We start from the raw sequence: 18,581 nt of genomic DNA on the forward strand, positions 1-18,581 counted from the left end.
GGAAGTAATGGCATATATAGATATAGTTATCATAGAGGAGGAGTTATTTTGAGTAAACCAACGATTGGATTATTATATGGAGACGCTGCAGGTGTAGGCCCTGAAGTAGTCGCAAAGTCTTTAGCAAACCTGGAAATAGTAGAGTCGGCTACTTGGATTTTAATTGGAGACGAGCGTATTTTTAATCGTGGAGCAAGTACAGTAGGACACGAGTTAAACTATAAAAAAGTAGAGAGCATTGATGAAGTAAATTCAGAAACTGCATCAGTATGGTTAATTGATACAAAAAATTCAGATCCTGCTGAAATCTTAATGGGTGTACTTAATAAGGAGACAGGTAAAGCAGCTGGTGACAATCTAGTATTTGCTTTGGAATTGGCAAAGCAAGGGAAAATAGATGGTCTTTCTTATGGACCAATGAACAAAGCCTCTCTTTATCAAGGTGGGTATACATATAAAGATGATATCCATTTAGTAGCTTCTGTGTTTGGTCTTGAAACAGGCTTCATGGAAGTAAACGTAATGGAGGGTGTATGGTTTACACGCGTTACATCCCATATCCCTTTAAAGGAAGTTGCCGAAAATATCACAAAAGAAAATGTTCTAAACAGTATCTTATTTGCTGATAAGATTGTTTCTAAAGCAGGAATTGAACCGAAAATTGCAGTTGCTGGATTAAATCCACATGCTGGTGATAACGGATTATTAGGAGATGAAGAAAATGAAATTATTTCTCCAGCAGTCGAAGAAGCAAAAAGCAAGGGCGTAAATGTACACGGACCTTTTTCGGCAGATACCATCTTTCTGCGCTTGAAAAAGGAGAACTTCAATTGTTTATTAGGGATGTACCACGACCAAGCACAAATTGGAATGAAAACATTGGGCTTTAATAAGGGTGTTACTATTAGTGGTGGGCTGCCGATCGTAATTACAACTCCTGCCCACGGTACAGCATTTGATATTGCAGGAAAAGGTATTGTAGACCCTGGTGCATTTGAAGAAGCCCTTAAATTAGGAGTCAAGCTAATTAATAATGGTTACAAGTAAGAAAAAATGAAGAAAGAGTGCCTAGTTAGTTATTAAACCACTAGGTACTCTTTTTCTATTAACCTATAGAAAATTAAGAATATTAATATATTTATACAAATTGTAAATTGACAGCGCTTAAACAAAAGATTAAAATAGTAAATGAAAACAAATAAAAATAAACAAAATAAATATTCTTATATAAATTGAATTTTTGGGGGAGAAATAATGAAAAAAATTATCAATAATCCTAGAAATGTTGTACAAGAGGCAATTGAAGGTTACATGTATGCTTATAAAGATTCTCTTACTAAAATTGAAAATGTAAACGGAATCATTCGAAAAGATCTTAAAGATAAGGTGGCGATAGTAACTGGCGGTGGAAGTGGACATGAACCATTATTCCTCGGTTTTGTTGGCGAGGGGCTTGCCGATGGAGTGGCCATAGGAAACGTATTTGCAGCTCCGACACCAAATACAGTTCAAGAAGTTGCAAAATCAGTAGATCAAGGTAAAGGTGTATTATTTGTCTACGGAAACTATGCAGGTGATGTACTTAACTTCGATATGGCTGCTGAATCATTGGATTTTGAAGACGTCCAAACAAGAACGGTTTTAGTTGCGGATGATGTTGCATCAGCACCAGAAGAACGTAAAGGTGACCGTAGAGGAATTGCTGGAGATGTATTTGTCATTAAAATTGCCGGTGCCGCCTCAGAAAAAGGGTTGTCATTAGAGGAAGTAACTCGTGTTACGCAAAAAGCTGCAGATCAAACATTTTCCATTGGTGTAGCAACAGCACCAGGATCTATTCCAGGGGAAACAGAACCACCGTTCGTTCTGGGGGATGATGAAATTGAGCTTGGAATGGGTCTCCACGGTGAACCAGGAATGAAGCGTACAAAGCTGATGCCTGCGGATCAATTAACGGATGAATTAGTAGAGAAATTATTAGAAGAAAGTAAGATTTATGCAGGGGATGAAGTAGCTGTTTATGTAAACGGTTTAGGAAGTACAACATTACTAGAATTATTGATTGTGAACCGAAGAGTAGCACAAATCTTAGAAGAAAAAGGTATTCATAACTATGATATGGATGTAAATAGCTACTGTACTACTCAAGAGATGGGTGGCTTTTCTATTACATTCTTAAAATTAGATGAGGAATTAAAAGCCTTATACAATGCTCCCGCACATTCACCATATTACAACAAACCGGAAAAAGTAAAAGGAGGAGTAAAATAATGTCTACTCAAACACTTAATAGTCTTAGTGCAAACCAAGTGAAGAAAATGTTTTTATATGTAGGAGAAAAAGTAGTGGAAAGTAAGCCTTTCTTGACAAAGATTGATAGTGCGATTGGTGATGGTGATCATGGAATCGGAATGTCAGTTGGATTTACGAAAGCTGAAGAAAATCTAAACGCAAATGATTTTGTGAATGTAAATGATGTTTTTAAAACAATTGGTATGTCAATGATTTCCTCAATGGGTGGGGCATCAGGTATTATTTTCGGTACAATGTTTGTTGGTGGGATAAAAGGTTTAGATCCTAAAGAAAATCTCAATCTACCTTTATTAGCTGAAATCTTTGAAAAGGCTTTAGAAGCCATTAAAACACGTGGAAAAGCAGAACTTGGAGACAAAACAATGATTGACGCATTCCAGCCTGCGGTAGAAGCATTAAAATCCAGTGTTATTGCAAATGAAAGCTTTCTTGAGGGACTTCAAAAAGCTGAAAATGCAGCACTTGATGGTGTAGAAGCGTCAAAAGGTTATATCGCAAAGTTTGGTCGTGCAAAATCATTAGGAGAAAGAGCAATAGGTCATCAGGATGCAGGTGCAACTACCGTTTCTATTATCTTCAAATCAATGAAGGAATGGGCAGAAGGTCAAAACAATGGATAAGCTTTGGGTCGGTACGAACTGGAAGATGACAAAGACAATTGCAGAGGGAATTGCTTATACTAAGGAACTGAAGCAATTGTCAAAAATACTTAACTCAAATATTGAATTGTTTATCATTCCTTCCTTCACAGCATTAGTTGATATTAAAAAGGAGACTACTGAATCAAGAATCAGATTAGGTGCACAAAATATGCACTGGGATGATGTGGGTGCCTATACAGGTGAAATATCTCCCAAAATGCTCAATGAGATTGGGCTAGACTTAATAGAATTGGGCCATTCTGAACGAAGACAGTACTATAATGAAAACGATGCTGATATTAACAAAAAGGTTCATGCTGCGTTAAATTACAGTATGAAACCTTTAGTTTGTATTGGTGAAAACATTGAGCAAAAAAATAATGCAATTTCCAAAGAGGTACTTGCCTCCCAGCTAAAGGTTTGTTTAAAAGGACTCACTAATGAGCAGTCAAAACAGATTCTTATTGCGTATGAGCCTGTGTGGGCAATTGGGGATAAGGGAATTCCTGCAGAACCTGAATATGTGGGTGAAATCCATTCATTCTTGCGTGATTCATTGATTGAGTTGTTTCCGGAGACTGGATATGATATTCCTATTTTATATGGAGGTAGTGTAAACCTAGAGAATTTTATCTCATACATAGATCAAAAGGACGTTAACGGACTTTTTGTGGGAAGAACTGCTTGGAATATGGAGACATTTACTATCCTTCTCAATGAACTTGAAAAGCATTTATATGGAGAAAAGTAAAAGGATACTCGTCTGAGTATCCTTTTTTTTGAGCTATAATATGTTAATATTTCGTTTGATTAATTCTTTTTGGAAATCGGCGTCTAGTTCCATATCGGAAATAATTGTATCTATTTGATCACAGTTTGCGAAACTCGCGATCGAGCTTGTTCCAATTTTAGAATGGTCAAGTAAAGCCACAATTTTATCTGCTTTATCTGCCATGACCTTTTTCAATTCAACCTCATAGACATTAAAGTCCGTTAATCCTTCTTCTATCGAAAACCCTCTAGCTGATGTAAACATTGTATCAATATTTATTTTATTTAAAACATTCGTTCCAAGTAAACCTTCAAGTGCCATTGAACCCATTCTGGCCATTCCGCCTACTAAGATAACATTGATACCAGGGTTTTCTTTTAATTCAATGGCTGCAGAAATTCCATTGGTAACAACTGTAATATTTAAAGAAGATGTTCTTATTAGTCTTGCTAATGAAAGGGCTGTGGTACTGGCATCTAGTAAGATACAATCCTTATGTTTTATCAGTTCTATAGCTTTTTGTGCAATCGTGTTTTTTGAATCCGGATTTTTCTTTTCTCGTTCTGAAAAACTTACCTTTGGAGATGATAAATCCTCGTTTAATACAGCACCGCCATGTGTTCGGGTTAGCAAGCCATCCTCTTCTAATGCATTTAAATCTGTTCGTAAGGTCGCATCGGAAACGTTTACAGCTTTTGCTAAGTCTTTAACCGTAACCCGTTTTTTTTCTTCAAGTATATCCAATATTAATTGTCTTCTTTCAGTTGTGAATAATTTATTCATGTTTAACCCCTCATTTGAATGTAAATAAAAATAAAAGAAATCAAAAGTGAAATGTTAGTAAATACAATTGTTATTATAATTAAAGTTTAACTAATATTTATATAGAGGGCAAGCGTTTTATTCAGTAGAAAACGAAATTTAATTCTTGATGAAAACAAAAATAAATGAAAATAAACGTTGATAAAAGAAAATGAATTTAATATAATGATAGCATAGTAATAATAAAAATGGTTCCATTTGAAAGAATGAGAGGGGATTCGAAATATGAAGGTTGGTATTGGATGCGATCACAATGCTTTTGAATTAAAAGAAGTAATAAAAAGTTTCGTCAAGGAGCTTGGACATGAAGTAGAAGACTATGGATGCTACTCAAAGGATGCTATTGATTACCCGGATGTAGCCTTCAAGGTTGCGTCAGGTGTAAGTAATGGTGAAGTAACACGTGGAATTTTAATTTGTGGTACGGGAATCGGTATGTGTATTGCGGCAAATAAATATCCAGGAATTCGTGCTGCACTAACTCACGATGTTTATTCAGCAGAAAGAGCACAATTAAGTAATGACGCACAAATTATTACTATTGGTTCTCAAATACTTGGACCAGAAGCTACAAAAAAGGTTGTAGAAGCTTATTTAAAATCCCATTGGGCTGGAGGTTCTCAACGTAAAGTAGATAAAATTGTTGATAAAGAAAAGGAATTTTTCACTGAGATTAGTAAAGAAATCTCTACAAATTCTTGCAGCTAAATTTGAGTAAAAGTTTTGCTGTAGTAAAAGGGGTGAACTCCATTGAATCAATTAATCTATGATTTATTGCGCGTAACAGAATCTGCCGCTATTGCTTCACTACCATGGATTGGAAGCGGTAACAAGACTGAGGCTGATAGAGCTGCCACTGATTCTATGAGATCGATTCTAAACCAAATCGAAATGGACGGGGTCGTAGTAATCGGTGAGGGAGAAATAGATGAAGCGCCAATGCTTTACATTGGTGAAAAGGTAGGAACAGGTAAGGGGAAGCAAATTGATATAGCAGTTGATCCAATCGATGGAACTACCTCAACTTCAAAAGGTCAAAATGATGCCATTGCTGTAATTGCTGCAGCACCAAGAGGCACACTACTTCATGCACCTGATATGTATATGGAGAAAATTGCTACAGGACCGATGGCTGCAGGAAAAATCAATATTAATGCACCTCTTGAGGAAAATTTGTATGCGGTTGCAGCTGCTACTGGGAAAGAGGTACATGAGCTAACAGTTATCATTCAAGATCGAAAGAGACACCAAGATTGGATTGATACTGTGCGTAGATTAGGAGCAAAAACCTATCTATTTGAGGATGGAGATGTCATTCCAGCACTATCTACTTGTATTGAATCATTAGGTATTGATTTGTTTATAGGAATAGGTGGCGCCCCCGAAGGTGTTTTAGCTGCAGTGGGGATCAAAAGTCTAGGTGGGGAAATGCAGGCAAAACTTCTTCCAAGAACAGATGAAGAACTTGAAAGATGTAGAAGTATGATGGGGGAAGTTGTAAACAAAGTATTAACGCATGACCAACTTGTTGCAACCAAGGATTGTGCATTTGTTGCTACTGGTATTACTAGTAATATGCTTCTAAAAGGAATCAAACGGGAACAAAACAAAATTATCAGTCATTCCATAATGATTAATGGAATTGATAAGCATTTACGATGTACAGAAACGGTACACATAGCAAAAGAGGCTAGTGTGTTAACTCAAAAAATTTGATTAGGATATCCTTACCTACGATTATTGCTTTTGAAAAGACAATTTTGGAGGTGGATATATGAAGTTTTTTCTAGATACAGCAAATATTAAAGAAATCCAGAGAATAAAATCCCTTGGTTTAGTGGACGGAGTGACAACCAATCCTACCATCATTGCCAAGGAAGGCCGTAATTTTGAAGAGATAATTAAAGAAATTTGCAGTATTGTAGATGGACCAGTGAGTGCTGAGGTTATTGGCCTTACAACAGAAGAGATGGTAACAGAAGCTCGGGTTATCGCGACATGGGCAACGAATGTTGTTGTGAAAATTCCAATGACCGAGGCTGGATTGGCTGCAGTCAATATCCTTTCAAAAGAAGGAATAAAGACAAACGTTACATTAATTTTTACTGTTGCTCAAGGGTTAATGGCAGCTAAAGCGGGAGCTACATATGTTAGTCCATTTGTTGGAAGACTCGATGATATCGGCGTAGAAGGACTGGATCTAATTGGACGACTAAAGCAAACACTAGCAAACTATGGATTTGAAACAGAGATTATTACAGCAAGTGTGCGTAGCCTAAAACATTTAGAAGAAGCATCTCAATTTGGTGCAGACATCGCTACAATTCCAGGTTCACTTTTCCCTAAACTCTGGAGCCATCCGTTAACAGACAAGGGAATTGGTCAATTTTTAGAGGACTGGAAGAAGGTACCTGTAACAAATTCTTAGTAAATATAAGAATGAAAAGCAATTGATGAATTTCAGTTGCCTTTTCATTTTTCAAAAGGGAGAGATAAAATGGTTAGCACAATTTCAGTAGAGCAATTATCAGTAAATGCCATTCGTACTTTATCAATTGATATGATTGAAAAAGCAAATTCTGGCCATCCGGGTTTACCAATGGGCGCAGCCCCAATGGCATATGTTCTCTGGACAGATTTTTTAAAGCATAACCCGAAAAACTCTAAATGGTTTGATCGTGATCGCTTTATATTATCTGCTGGTCATGGTTCAGCACTGTTATATAGCCTTTTACATCTTTCAGGTTATAACTTAACCATTGATGATTTGAAAAGCTTTCGGAAATTTGGTTCAAAAACTCCAGGACATCCAGAAGTTCATCATACGGATGGTGTTGAAGCTACAACTGGGCCACTGGGGCAAGGAATAGCCATGTCAGTCGGCATGTCGATGGCTGAACGCTTTTTGGCTGCGAAATATAACAAAGACAACTTAAATATTATCGACCATTATACTTATGCACTTGTTGGTGATGGAGACCTAATGGAGGGAATCTCACATGAAGCTGCATCATTGGCAGGTCACTTGAAACTTGGTAAATTAATTGTGTTATATGATTCAAATGATATTTCCTTGGATGGAGATTTAAATCGTTCTTTTTCTGATAACACGGCTGATCGTTTTAAAGCGTATGGATGGCAAGTTTTATGTATTGAGGACGGCAATGATTTGGATGCAATACGAAAGGCAATCCAAGAAGGAAAAGATAATAGTAATCAACCAACATTAATCGAAGTTAAAACAGTTATTGGATATGGTTCCCCAAATAAAGCTGGATCATCAGATGTTCATGGAGCTCCCCTAGGTACCGAAGAAATTCGCTTAGCAAAGCAATTCTATCAATGGGATTACGAGAATTTTGTGGTTCCAGAGGAAGTATACGAAGATTTTACGGAAAAGATTGTCGAGCCTGGTAAGGCAGTCGAAGAAATGTGGAATGAATTATATGAAACCTATAAGGAAGAATATCCTGATGTTTTGGCTGAATTAGAATCAGCAATAAAAGGAGAACTACTTGAAGGTTGGGAGAAAAACCTTTCTAAATTTACTCCAGGAGTTGATACCCTGGCGACTCGCGCATCTTCAGGAAAAGTCTTAAACGAAATTGCAAAAACAGTTCCATACTTTCTTGGTGGAAGTGCAGACCTAGCGGGATCAAATAAAACAACAATTAATAATGAAGATGATTTTAGTCCATTTAATTTTGCAGGAAGAAATATTTGGTTTGGTGTACGTGAGTTTGCAATGGGAGCCATTTTAAATGGAATGGCCCTTCATGGTGGAGTGAAAGTGTACGGAGGGACCTTCTTTGTTTTCAGCGACTATTTGAAACCAGCCATTCGTTTATCTGCTTTAATGAATACACCAGTTACATATGTGTTAACTCATGATTCAATTGCTGTTGGTGAAGATGGTCCAACGCATGAACCCGTTGAGCAACTAGTGGGTTTACGTTCCATTCCAAATCTTTCAGTGATCCGTCCCGCTGATGGAAATGAAGTGCAAGCTGCATGGCGTTTAGCTGTTGAAAGTAAGGAACAACCAACAGCCTTGATTCTAACCAGACAAAACCTACCAACATTAGAAGGAACAAAAGAAAGGGCATATGAAGGTGTAAAAGCTGGAGCTTATGTAGTTAGTAAAGTCGAAAAAGATGTGCCTGACGCATTGCTCATTGCAACTGGTTCTGAAGTACAGCTTGCTATTCAAGCACAAACAATTCTCAAAGACCAGGGAATTAAGGTTAATGTTGTCAGCATGCCTTCTTGGGATCGTTTTGAAAAACAAGATGAATCATATAAAAAGAGTGTGTTACCTGATAATGTTAGGGCAAGGGTTTCAATTGAAATGGCATCTGCGCTAGGGTGGAAAAAATATGTTGGTGATCGTGGAGTGGTTTTATCAATCGACACATTTGGAGCATCTGGTGACGGAGACATATTAATTGAAAAATATGGTTTTACAGTTGAAAATATTGTAAGCCATGTTAAAAAGTTAGTGAAGTAAAATTCCTAGATACAACAATAATTAAAGCTCAAAAGTAAAAAAAAGGCTCCTCTATTTTGAATGATTTTTATTCAAAATATAGAGGAGTCTTTTATGAGTTAATCAAATTTAATGTTATGGATTTTAGAAAGCGTATTGGTGTGTAGCCAAGTGCCAACCTTAGACATATCCCTTGATGTCCAATACTGAAAAATAAAGCTAACAGGTTTAGCCATGTACAATCAAATTAATTTACCCTAACTTAATCCCTGCATTAGTCAACGCTTCCTCTACAATTTCCATCACAATCTTGCTAAGTTCTAACATATGATTTGCCTTAGAGTAATCACTCTCTTTAATTATTCTAGCGAACTCGCAAAATTCTTCAAACATTCTGTGTGGATGTACTTTGTTATCAATCAATTGGCTATCCTGACCATTCATATTTACCTCAAAAGAATCGCAAACGTTAGCTGGCCCATTTAATACAATAGCTCCTTTATCTCCCTGAATTAGTGTTCTTATTGGTGCTTTTGAATCTTTTGCACCAATACAAACTACTTTGCAGGTGGGATAGTTTAATAAAAGAATCCCAGAAGTATCAATATCCCTTTCAACGTTTGCAAGATAAGTTACTGAATTAGGTTTACCTAAAATTCCAACAACAAAGTGAATATTGTATATATTTATGTCCATTAAAGCTCCTCCACCTGCTTTAGGATTAAAAGCTGGCAAGATCTCACCATTTTTGAAAGCATCATATCGTGATGAATATTGAGAATAATTACACTCTATAATTTTCAAATCACCTAGATTTTTAATAGTTTCTTTAATGGATAAGTAATTTGATAAATACTGCGTTGTGATCGCTTCAATTAATATGACATTATTCCTTTTAGAAATATCTTTTAACTCACTAAACTCAGAAAGTTTTATGGTAAATGGTTTTTCACAAATGACATTTCTTCCACTTAATAATGCCTCTTTTGTAAAAGAATAATGAAGATGATTTGGTAATCCAATATACACTGTATCAATATCGGGATCGTTTAAACACTCATCATATACCGTATATATTTTTCTAAGCCCATATTTGTTTTTTATTGTTTTCATTTTTTGTATATTCTGTTCTGTTCCAAAGATAGAAACTAATTCTGTATCTGGTAAATCTCTCGCCATTGTTAAGAAATCTGTGACAATCTGGCCAGAACCTAGTATTGCAAGTTTCAAAGTGAGTAACCTCTTTCTTTTTGGAAAATAGGGAACAATCATTATTATTCTTTGATATGGTTCATTCCTTCTTCTAAAATTTCCATTTTCCGTATTGTTTCTTCATCTCTAACAACTTTTTCTTTTCCATGAATGATCGATTCATAAACTCCATTGTAAATTCGTCCGTAGTCACCAACTTCGGAAATGACCTTTTCTTCATGATATTTTCCATCTTCATCTACAAAAGTTAAAACGCCATAGTGCTCTGGTAAATCAATACCAAAATCCTTGTTGGTTGGCATATAAAAAAGTTTCAAGTGTTCTTCTTGCCTATCTTTTGTCTGTTTTACAAAAACACCTTTATTGCCATAAACGACAAAACTAGGACGTTCTTTCAAACGGAAATAACTAGATTTAACAGAAACCTTTTTCGAATCATAAAAGAAATCCAAATCAAAATAGTCATTAAAATGTCCTTTTCCAAGAAGTTGTCTAACGTCATAAGTAATATGATTTGGATTACCAAAGTAAGAGAGAACTTGATCAATCGTATGGCATCCGTGACCATATAAATAGCTGAGTTCTCTAGAAAACTTTAAAGACTTTGGGATTTCAGGTCTGAAATAATCATAGTGCATTTCAACTTCTAAAATATCTCCTAAAGCGCCACTACTAATAACCTTTTGTACGGTTAGGAAATCTGAATCAAATCGGCGGTTTTGATAACATTGAATAAATAGGTTCTTTTCTTTTGCATATGCAAATAACTCTTTTGCTTGGTCAGAAGTCTGTGTAAATGGCTTTTCGACTAATACATGTTTGCCTTTTTCTATAGCCAATTTAGCATATTCATAATGGTATTCTAATGGAGTACAAATGACGACTAATTGAATCTCTTCGTCCATCCAGATTCTATCTATATCATCAACATAATTTACTTCAGGTATTTTCTCCCAAACACTGTTATTTCGTGGAGAGTATATGGTTTTTACTCGGATTTTTTCATTTTTTAATGAAAAAGGTAGGTGATAGCGGTTGGTACTTTTTCCATTTCCGATATAGGCAATCGTTAACATAAAAAACTCCTCCAATTCTCTTTTGGTAGCTTGATTATATTTGAGATAGTAAGTATTGAGAACGCTTTTATAACAGATAGGACCTGATTTTCAACAATACTTAAAATTCGTTATACTAGAATGAACATAATGTTTAAACAACTTGTCATTTTTAATGTTGCCTTAGCAATACAAATGGAGGGGAATAATGACCTTATTAAAGAAACTAGGACAGAAGCAAGGGTTCACTGATACTGAAAAAAGAATCGCTGATTTCATTTTAATGAACCAAGAGGATGTTCCGAATATGTATATCCAAGAACTGGCAGAGAACACATTTACTTCACACTCTGCAATCATTAGGCTCAGTCAGAAATTAGGATTCTCAGGTTATAGAAATTTCAAAGTAGCATTAATTCATGAAATTCAAAATAATAAACATACTATTGCACATGTTGACCCAAACTTTCCTTTTCTCCCAACAGACAGCTCTATCAACATTGCAAAAAAAATGGCTGATTTGACGATTGAAACTATTAGAAAGACCATGGGGAAATTGGATAAGGATCAGTTAAATAAAGCAGTAGAAATGATTAGAAATTCAAAACGAATTTATCTATTTGGCAATGGGGATTCTCAGATTCGTGCTCGTAGCTTTCAAAACAAATTTATTAAAATTAACAAGCACTTAATCATCGCGGATGAATATGGAGAAACAACATGGAATACATTAAGCATGGACCATTTGGACTGTGCAATTTTTATTAGTTATGCGGGTAATTCAGCTTCTTACACGAAAATAATAAAATATCTAGCTTCAATAAAGATACCATCCATCATGTTAACTGGTAATTCTGAATCAACTATGTCTACATTATGTAATTTGACCATTGAGGTCCCACATGATGAATATGACTTCTTCAAAGTAGGGACATTTTCTTCACAGATATCGTTTGAGTATATCCTAGATACGCTTTTTTCAATTATTTATGCGCAAGAGTATACAAGTAATCTCAATAATCTAAAGAAAAAGGAAGAGTCCATAAAAAAATGGGAACTACTTTAAGTTAAGAGGGATAAAAGAGAAAAACCGCCAGATGGCGGTTTTTGTAATGAGTATCAAATTGAACATTTTTAAATTAATCCATATTTTTTAAAACTATTATAGATGCCATCCTCATCGTGTATATCAGTAACATCATTAGCTATATTTTTAACTGCTTCATTTGCATTTCCCATGGCGATTCCGTAGTGGACATATTCAAGCATTTCTAAATCATTCCAGCTATCGCCATATCCAAAGGTATCCTCTCTTTTTATGTTTAAGTGATTAATTACTTTTTCAATACCTGTCGCCTTATTTACACCAAGAATGGATATTTCACCACAATTTTCTCCGAAAGCAGATACTGTGCTAGGAATGACCGTAAATTTAGATGCGAATTCTTGTTTTATACTCTCGAGGGGTAATTTTGACCCGAAAAAGGAAATCTTATTAATATCATCTCTTAGTAAGTCTTCACTCTCAATAATAGTATCGAAAATAGACTCGAATCCTTCTTTAATTTCTACCTTTGGTTTAGGATTATCTTTTTGTAATTGTTCTAAAATGGAACGGATACGAGTGTTACCATTTTTACCAGTAAATATACCGATGTTTGATTCCAGATTAAACTCGATGGCATGATGGTTAAAAAAGTCTACAGCATGCTTTACATCCTCTTTTTTTACATTTACGTGTAATAACACCTCTTGATCCATTTCTATGTATCCTCCAGCAGAACCAATAATCCCATCAAATCCGACTTCAAGTATTTCAGGGAAAATTAGCGCCTTTGACCTTCCCGTACAAATAAAAACAAGGTGGCCATTTTCTCTAGCCTTTTGTACAGCAAGTTTGGCAGAGTCAGGGATTACAAGATGGTCGTTAACCAAAGTTCCATCGATGTCCAAAAAAATTGCCTTTTTCATACTCTTAACCTACCTTTAGAGATCTAGTTATACCTATTCTATTTTTGTTGTGAGGAATAGCAAATAGGTCAAGGGTATCTTGTTATGTATAACAACTAAAATAATGAGTTACATAAATGAAACAGGTTGTTACATTTTTAGTTTTGTGATGTGAGATGGTGGTTCTGAAATATTGCACTAAATATTTTAAAAATAATTAATAGTGAATAGGAAAAAACTAATAAGAAAGGAGTGGAATAAAATGAGTCATACAAAAAACAACATACCTAATGTAGAATTAACCGCAAACGAGGTATCTAACGTTTGGTCTTCCTATATAAAAAGTAGTATGGAGTTAAGGTTTTTTGAGTATTTTTATGCAAGCACAGAAAATAACGAAATAAAACAAGTGATAGAAAAGATGTTAAATCAGTCTCAAGAAAATATTAGTGAACTCAAAGAGATTTTTATCAAAGATAATCTTACAATTCCTCTTGGTTTTACGAATGAAGATGTAAGGATTGATGCACTCAAAGTATTTTCCGATACATTTACTTTGTATTTTTGTTTTGATCTGACACACCTATCGATGAGTACATATCCAATTGCATTATCAGATTGCACAAGAAGCGATGTGCGAAATCACTTTCAAAAAAACATTGCATTTTCTGTGAAAATTCAGAATGAGCTAGTAGACTTAATGTTGTCACAAGGAGTATATTTGAAACCTCCACAAGTAGCGATAGATAGTGAGGTAGAATTTGCTGATTCGATAACATATCTCAATGGTTTTTTTGGTGGATCACGACCTCTTAATACTGCTGAAATCTCTAATCTATCTAGAATTGTTCATAGAGCACAGTTTTCAAAAATGGTATTTGTCACTTTTAGTAAATTAGCGAAAGAGAAAGAGTTAAAACAACATTTTAGTAAAGGTAGAGATGGAATCGAAAAAGTATTGCAATCACTTCAAGAAGTTCTTGATAAAGAAAATATTCCAATATCAGCATCAGGAGACTATAAAATTTTCGACGTAGATATGTCTCCATTCTCCGATAAAATAATGTTGTTTTTTGCGAACACCTGTCTGGGAATATTCTGTTTTACCATGATAAGTCAGGCTATGACTTCCAGTCTAAGAACCGATATTGTTTCTAAACTTAGCAAAATTTCTGACGATATGAAGAAATATTATGGTTTAGGTTTAGTATTAGCAATAAAAGAAAAATGGTTTGAACAACCTCCACAAGTAGTTAATAGAAAAGTCTAGTGAGAGATCTTTCTATATCAATACTGTATGTAAATTTGATGAAGGCATAATGATGAAAATCGTCACCTTTTAGATGAACAAAAGGTAAAGGAAAATCAAAGTATTTCCAATATTACTGCTCAAAAGTATCAAGAATTGTTAACATAGATAATTAAACAAAAAAACAGCCATCTTATTATGTTGGTTGTTTTTTTATAATAAACATTACTAATTCGTTACTTTCTGATTGGTAACATAAAAATAAGCCACTCATATCTTTAAATTGTGAAATGGCTTAATACAATAAGAAATAAATGAAATTATCTAATCATTAGAGTGTAATGGTTGAGTAATAATTTAATAAGGATTTTATTCTAGGTGGTGATGCCTCTCAGGTATCATCACATTGTTTTGACTTTAACATATTGACACACAGTAACAAAATATATCAAAATACCCAGATAAAAAGGATGTTTTTAAATAAAAATTAAAAAGTACGAGCTAACTATATAGTAAAGTAATGTTTTGTTATCATCTATTAACCCCTTCTATGCTAGATCAATTAATACAAAATGAGGATGTAGACTCACAATTAAGGTGCTTATTAAAAGATGCAGGATATATCAGATATATATGGTTGAGCAGCGAGAGCAGTCGAAAAAGGAAAAATGCAAAAAGGCGTTATCCTTGTTCAAGATAAGCGCCTGATTGACGAAAAAAATATTAGTTACTCTTCAATGATATCCGGTCGGTTCGTAGGAATATAATCTGTTTTTAACCAACCTATTGGACTCAAATTAACTTTGCTTGCCCCTGCAAATTTTGTAAGTGTTGCCACAACACTATTTAACGGAAGTACGTTATAAGTATAGGGTAGTTCCTCATTATAATTATATTCGAAGGTAAATGGATCAGTCGGTGGATTCATTTTACTCATATTTTCACTTCCTACAATATGTGAAGACCATGCCCAATTTCCTATCGTTGATTTGTCATACCAAGTAAATCCTTTATTAAATAGATTTTCTCCATTATTGTCCCAACTACTTCCTGTATAAGTTCCAAATTTATTTGTTATATGGGAATTAACAATTAAATTTCTGTTATAAGCACTTTGAAATAGCTCAGCCCATTGTTCATCCATGTTTTTAGTATCTAATCCTTGAATCTCAGCACCTGTAATTGGCTCGTTTATGTCATAGAATACACAAGTATCTGCTGCAATAGAAGCTCCATTTCTTGCATTAAGTGCTCGTGACAGAGTATCAGTGCCATATTCAGCGATAGCACTTACATTTTCCAATACTTCATAATGAGTGGAGTTATCAAGGTAGCAGTTGTACATATGACCAGTACCTTGACGGATCATGGGTATTCTCTGCCCAATATTGGTATAACGGTTATAGGCTAGGGTTAAACGGATTCTTTGATTGCCATCCTTAATCTCATTTCCACTACTACTCACATAATTCACATAGTCTTTATCTCCTGAACCACTTAAATGCACCTTGCTGTGATAGGCTGCATATGCCATTATCTGCTCTTTGGTTGCACCGCCTTTGCGCATATTATAGTACACACTATCGGAATTCAGTTCATTTGAAGCATATTTCCCTTCCATATACTGAATAGATTGATAGATATCACTATCCTCTAGCGGATTTTCATTTGCAGGTAATCCGAATTCAGACCAGGAGATGGTAATATTGGAGCCCCCATTCTCTGTATCAATTAATCCATCCCCTGCAATAGAAAATTTACAATGGTCTATCCAAACATTATTTGCACCATTTACTTTAATAAATGTCCAGCCCACTTCCTTATGTTTTCCAGTGTCATCCCATTGCCACATTCCATCAAAAGACAGATTCCTTATGACGATATCATTCACTGATCTTTGTAATTTAAATTCAGCACTCCTAATCGTTTTCCCTTTTTTTGAGAAAATAGTTAACCCGTCCACATTATTTATGTCTAATTGTGAAACACCGGATGAAGCTAACTTCGGATTGGTAAATCCGTTCATAGGATCTCTATAGTTTTTAATAAACCTATATTTTTTAGCTTCTTCTGAACTTAAATTTAATGCTTTCCACCCTAGGTTTAGATCTTTCGCCACTTCAATTACTTTAACGCTGCCAGTTCCAGCATCTAAAATAGCCTGCAGAAACTCTCTTTCAGTTTTAACCTGACGATAATAAGAAGTATCAATGTAATGGCTTCGGTCATTTACTCCTAATGATGCATAACCAGTTACTGAAAGATAACTATTGTCGTAGTCTTTAAAATTTCTTGATGTATTTGGTATAGAATCAATTTCTGCTGCATTTATTAATGCATTTTCCCCAAATAATAACGATGATGTAAAAAATGACATAATCACTAGCCTGATTAATATGCTTTTAAATTTCAAGATATTTCCTCCCTAATTAATTTTTGACACATACGTGTAAGTGCAGATGAAATGCATTAGCTCCTTAAATCAATCATCTTCTCTTTTCCTAATAACCTCACCTCCCTAAAATAATCAAAAAGGCCTTAAAAGAGGATTCCTCCACGTTTGTTTGTAAACGCTTTCTATTTGAGGGAAAAAAAATGAGCATCAACTAAAATATTTGCAGTGTATAACAAGTTTTTATTGACAGTAGGAATCACTATTTATTAATGCCAGGTATTCTTACATTAGAAATCATATATAAAAGGTTTTTCAAAATATATAATCAGTTTCTTAGAAATAAGAAAAAAGACTTACCCATTAATATAAAAGCAAATAAAATGAGCAAGTTTCGTGAGAATGATTATGTCTATAAACCTAATCCATAATAACCAAATATGTTTTTTGCACCCACAAGATATGCTAAAACAAGTAAGATTATTGCTAATCTTACTAAAGATTGATTCATTAAAGCCCCCCTTATTTATCGGAATTAGCCCAGTCGACCCATTTTGTGGAAGAAAAGATACAATCTTTTGATCTTATAAACAAAAGTTAGAGTGTCGTAAGGGAGTGCCAAATGAATATAAAAGGATTATTATTTGATCTAGATGGTGTTATAGTAGATACTGCAAAATATCACTATATTGCTTGGAAAGAGATAGCTGAAGAACTAGGTGTTAACTTTACACTAGAGGATAACGAATTACTAAAGGGAGTTAGTAGAACTAGGTCTTTACAGATTATTTTAGAAATTGGGAAGATAAATTTGTCGGGTGAATTACAAGCGGAGATATGTGAACGAAAGAATCAAATATATTTAGCCCAAATAAAGGGAATTACTGGGGATGAGATATTGCCTGGTGTTAGAAAGTTTCTAATTGATTCGAAGGAAAAGGGATATAAAATTGCGTTAGGTTCAGCAAGTAAAAATTCAATTTTCATTCTTAATCAGCTTCAATTAACACATATGTTTGACTCTATTATTGACGGTACAAAAGTTAGTAAGGCAAAGCCTGATCCCGAAGTCTTTAAAAGGGGAGCAAAAGAGTTAGGATTAAGATATGAACATTGTATCGTATTTGAAGATGCTGTAGCTGGAGTGGAGGCAGCCCATAGGATTGGAATGAAAGTAGTAGGTGTAGGAAGTAAAAAACTACTGCCTAAAGCCGATTTGCATATTCCAGGGTTTGAACATATATCCATAGAATCGTTACTCGAAAAATTAGAACCATAAAAAATATGTGGATCAAAAAAGCTTTTCATAGTATAAAAATGTATAAGAAGAAAATGATCTAAGGCGCAAAATATTAAGTGAATTGATAGTAGTTCCTAAGTTAATATAGGAACTACTATTTTTTTCTTTCCTACTTAGCGATTCATTTTTCTCACATAAATTCTTCTGCCTAACCAGCCCGGCTTGGGTGGGTTAATAGGTACAAAGGAAACATTTCAACAGTTGGAATATCAGAGCAATTACTAACAAAGTAATTGCTCCAGATTGTAGACAAAAGGTCTCGAGAGTACTCTCTCGAGACCTTTTGTCTACAATCTGAAACCACCCGTTATCTGAACTGCACCCCAATTGTTAGACACTAATCTAACAATGAGGGGTGCAGTTTTTTATATGACTAAATTTACATCAGA

At 34.7% G+C, this 18,581-nt stretch carries 16 protein-coding genes; 11 read left to right on the forward strand and 5 right to left on the reverse strand.

Features of this window, described 5'->3' with window-relative positions; translation table 11 throughout:
• The first annotated feature begins 48 nt into the window (after positions 1–48).
• The 4 genes from ACRX5O_RS10220 (at position 49) to ACRX5O_RS10235 (ending at position 3,705) form a co-directional block, all read left to right on the forward strand.
• Complete coding sequence (locus ACRX5O_RS10220; protein ID WP_433905844.1) at positions 49–1,047, forward strand: PdxA family dehydrogenase; 999 nt, start codon at positions 49–51, stop codon at positions 1,045–1,047.
• A gap of 207 nt (positions 1,048–1,254) precedes the next feature.
• Positions 1,255–2,271, forward strand: coding sequence for a dihydroxyacetone kinase subunit DhaK (locus tag ACRX5O_RS10225; RefSeq protein ID WP_433905845.1), 1,017 nt, complete (start codon positions 1,255–1,257; stop codon positions 2,269–2,271).
• Entirely contained in the window at positions 2,271–2,933 is a 663-nt protein-coding gene (gene dhaL, locus ACRX5O_RS10230; RefSeq protein WP_433905846.1) for a dihydroxyacetone kinase subunit DhaL, read from the forward strand. The genes ACRX5O_RS10225 and dhaL overlap by 1 nt, the downstream gene beginning before the upstream one ends.
• Positions 2,926–3,705: a triose-phosphate isomerase gene (locus tag ACRX5O_RS10235; protein ID WP_433905847.1), complete on the forward strand. Its 780-nt coding sequence runs from the start codon at positions 2,926–2,928 to the stop codon at positions 3,703–3,705. Before dhaL ends, ACRX5O_RS10235 begins: the two co-directional genes overlap by 8 nt.
• A 33-nt stretch (positions 3,706–3,738) precedes the next feature.
• Here ACRX5O_RS10235 and ACRX5O_RS10240 read toward each other — a convergent pair whose 3' ends face one another.
• Positions 3,739–4,509, reverse strand: coding sequence for a DeoR/GlpR family DNA-binding transcription regulator (locus tag ACRX5O_RS10240; RefSeq protein WP_433905848.1), 771 nt, complete (start codon positions 4,507–4,509; stop codon positions 3,739–3,741).
• A gap of 264 nt (positions 4,510–4,773) precedes the next feature.
• Here ACRX5O_RS10240 and rpiB point away from each other — a divergent pair, with 264 nt between their 5' ends.
• The 4 genes from rpiB (at position 4,774) to tkt (ending at position 9,055) form a co-directional block, all read left to right on the forward strand.
• The gene (rpiB, locus tag ACRX5O_RS10245; protein WP_433905849.1) at positions 4,774–5,256 is read left to right on the forward strand and encodes a ribose 5-phosphate isomerase B; all 483 of its coding nucleotides are present in this window, start codon (positions 4,774–4,776) and stop codon (positions 5,254–5,256) included.
• A 42-nt stretch (positions 5,257–5,298) separates the two neighbouring features.
• Positions 5,299–6,264 (forward strand): class II fructose-bisphosphatase, encoded by a 966-nt coding sequence (glpX, locus tag ACRX5O_RS10250; RefSeq protein WP_433905850.1) that lies wholly within the window; start codon positions 5,299–5,301, stop codon positions 6,262–6,264.
• A 58-nt stretch (positions 6,265–6,322) separates the two neighbouring features.
• Positions 6,323–6,976: a fructose-6-phosphate aldolase gene (fsa, locus tag ACRX5O_RS10255; protein WP_433905851.1), complete on the forward strand. Its 654-nt coding sequence runs from the start codon at positions 6,323–6,325 to the stop codon at positions 6,974–6,976.
• 69 nt (positions 6,977–7,045) lie between these two features.
• Positions 7,046–9,055 (forward strand): transketolase, encoded by a 2,010-nt coding sequence (gene tkt, locus ACRX5O_RS10260; protein WP_433905852.1) that lies wholly within the window; start codon positions 7,046–7,048, stop codon positions 9,053–9,055.
• A gap of 231 nt (positions 9,056–9,286) precedes the next feature.
• On the opposite strand, the gene ACRX5O_RS10265 is transcribed toward tkt, so the two are convergent.
• Together ACRX5O_RS10265 and ACRX5O_RS10270 are read right to left on the reverse strand one after the other, a co-directional pair.
• A complete protein-coding gene (locus tag ACRX5O_RS10265; protein ID WP_433905853.1) occupies positions 9,287–10,264 on the reverse strand; it encodes a Gfo/Idh/MocA family protein in 978 nt (325 codons plus the stop codon).
• A gap of 44 nt (positions 10,265–10,308) precedes the next feature.
• Entirely contained in the window at positions 10,309–11,322 is a 1,014-nt protein-coding gene (locus ACRX5O_RS10270) for a Gfo/Idh/MocA family oxidoreductase (protein WP_433905854.1), read from the reverse strand.
• A gap of 187 nt (positions 11,323–11,509) precedes the next feature.
• Between ACRX5O_RS10270 and ACRX5O_RS10275 the strand changes: the two genes are divergently transcribed.
• Positions 11,510–12,367, forward strand: coding sequence for a MurR/RpiR family transcriptional regulator (locus ACRX5O_RS10275; RefSeq protein WP_433905855.1), 858 nt, complete (start codon positions 11,510–11,512; stop codon positions 12,365–12,367).
• A gap of 68 nt (positions 12,368–12,435) precedes the next feature.
• Here the strand turns inward: ACRX5O_RS10275 and ACRX5O_RS10280 are convergent, their stop codons facing one another.
• Complete coding sequence (locus ACRX5O_RS10280) at positions 12,436–13,272, reverse strand: Cof-type HAD-IIB family hydrolase (protein WP_433905856.1); 837 nt, start codon at positions 13,270–13,272, stop codon at positions 12,436–12,438.
• A gap of 241 nt (positions 13,273–13,513) precedes the next feature.
• On the opposite strand from ACRX5O_RS10280, the gene ACRX5O_RS10285 reads away from it, so the two are divergent.
• Positions 13,514–14,521, forward strand: coding sequence for a DUF3231 family protein (locus ACRX5O_RS10285; protein ID WP_433905857.1), 1,008 nt, complete (start codon positions 13,514–13,516; stop codon positions 14,519–14,521).
• Between the two features lie 706 nt (positions 14,522–15,227).
• Here the strand turns inward: ACRX5O_RS10285 and ACRX5O_RS10290 are convergent.
• A complete protein-coding gene (locus tag ACRX5O_RS10290) occupies positions 15,228–16,913 on the reverse strand; it encodes a pectate lyase family protein (RefSeq protein WP_433905858.1) in 1,686 nt (561 codons plus the stop codon).
• 601 nt (positions 16,914–17,514) lie between these two features.
• Here ACRX5O_RS10290 and pgmB point away from each other — a divergent pair.
• Positions 17,515–18,171: a beta-phosphoglucomutase gene (gene pgmB / locus ACRX5O_RS10295; RefSeq protein ID WP_433905859.1), complete on the forward strand. Its 657-nt coding sequence runs from the start codon at positions 17,515–17,517 to the stop codon at positions 18,169–18,171.
• The last annotated feature ends 410 nt before the right edge of the window (positions 18,172–18,581 follow it).

Origin of the sequence: Robertmurraya mesotrionivorans, from assembly GCF_050971805.1 — a bacterium.
In the GTDB taxonomy this organism is placed as follows: Bacteria; Bacillota; Bacilli; order Bacillales; family Cytobacillaceae; genus Robertmurraya_A.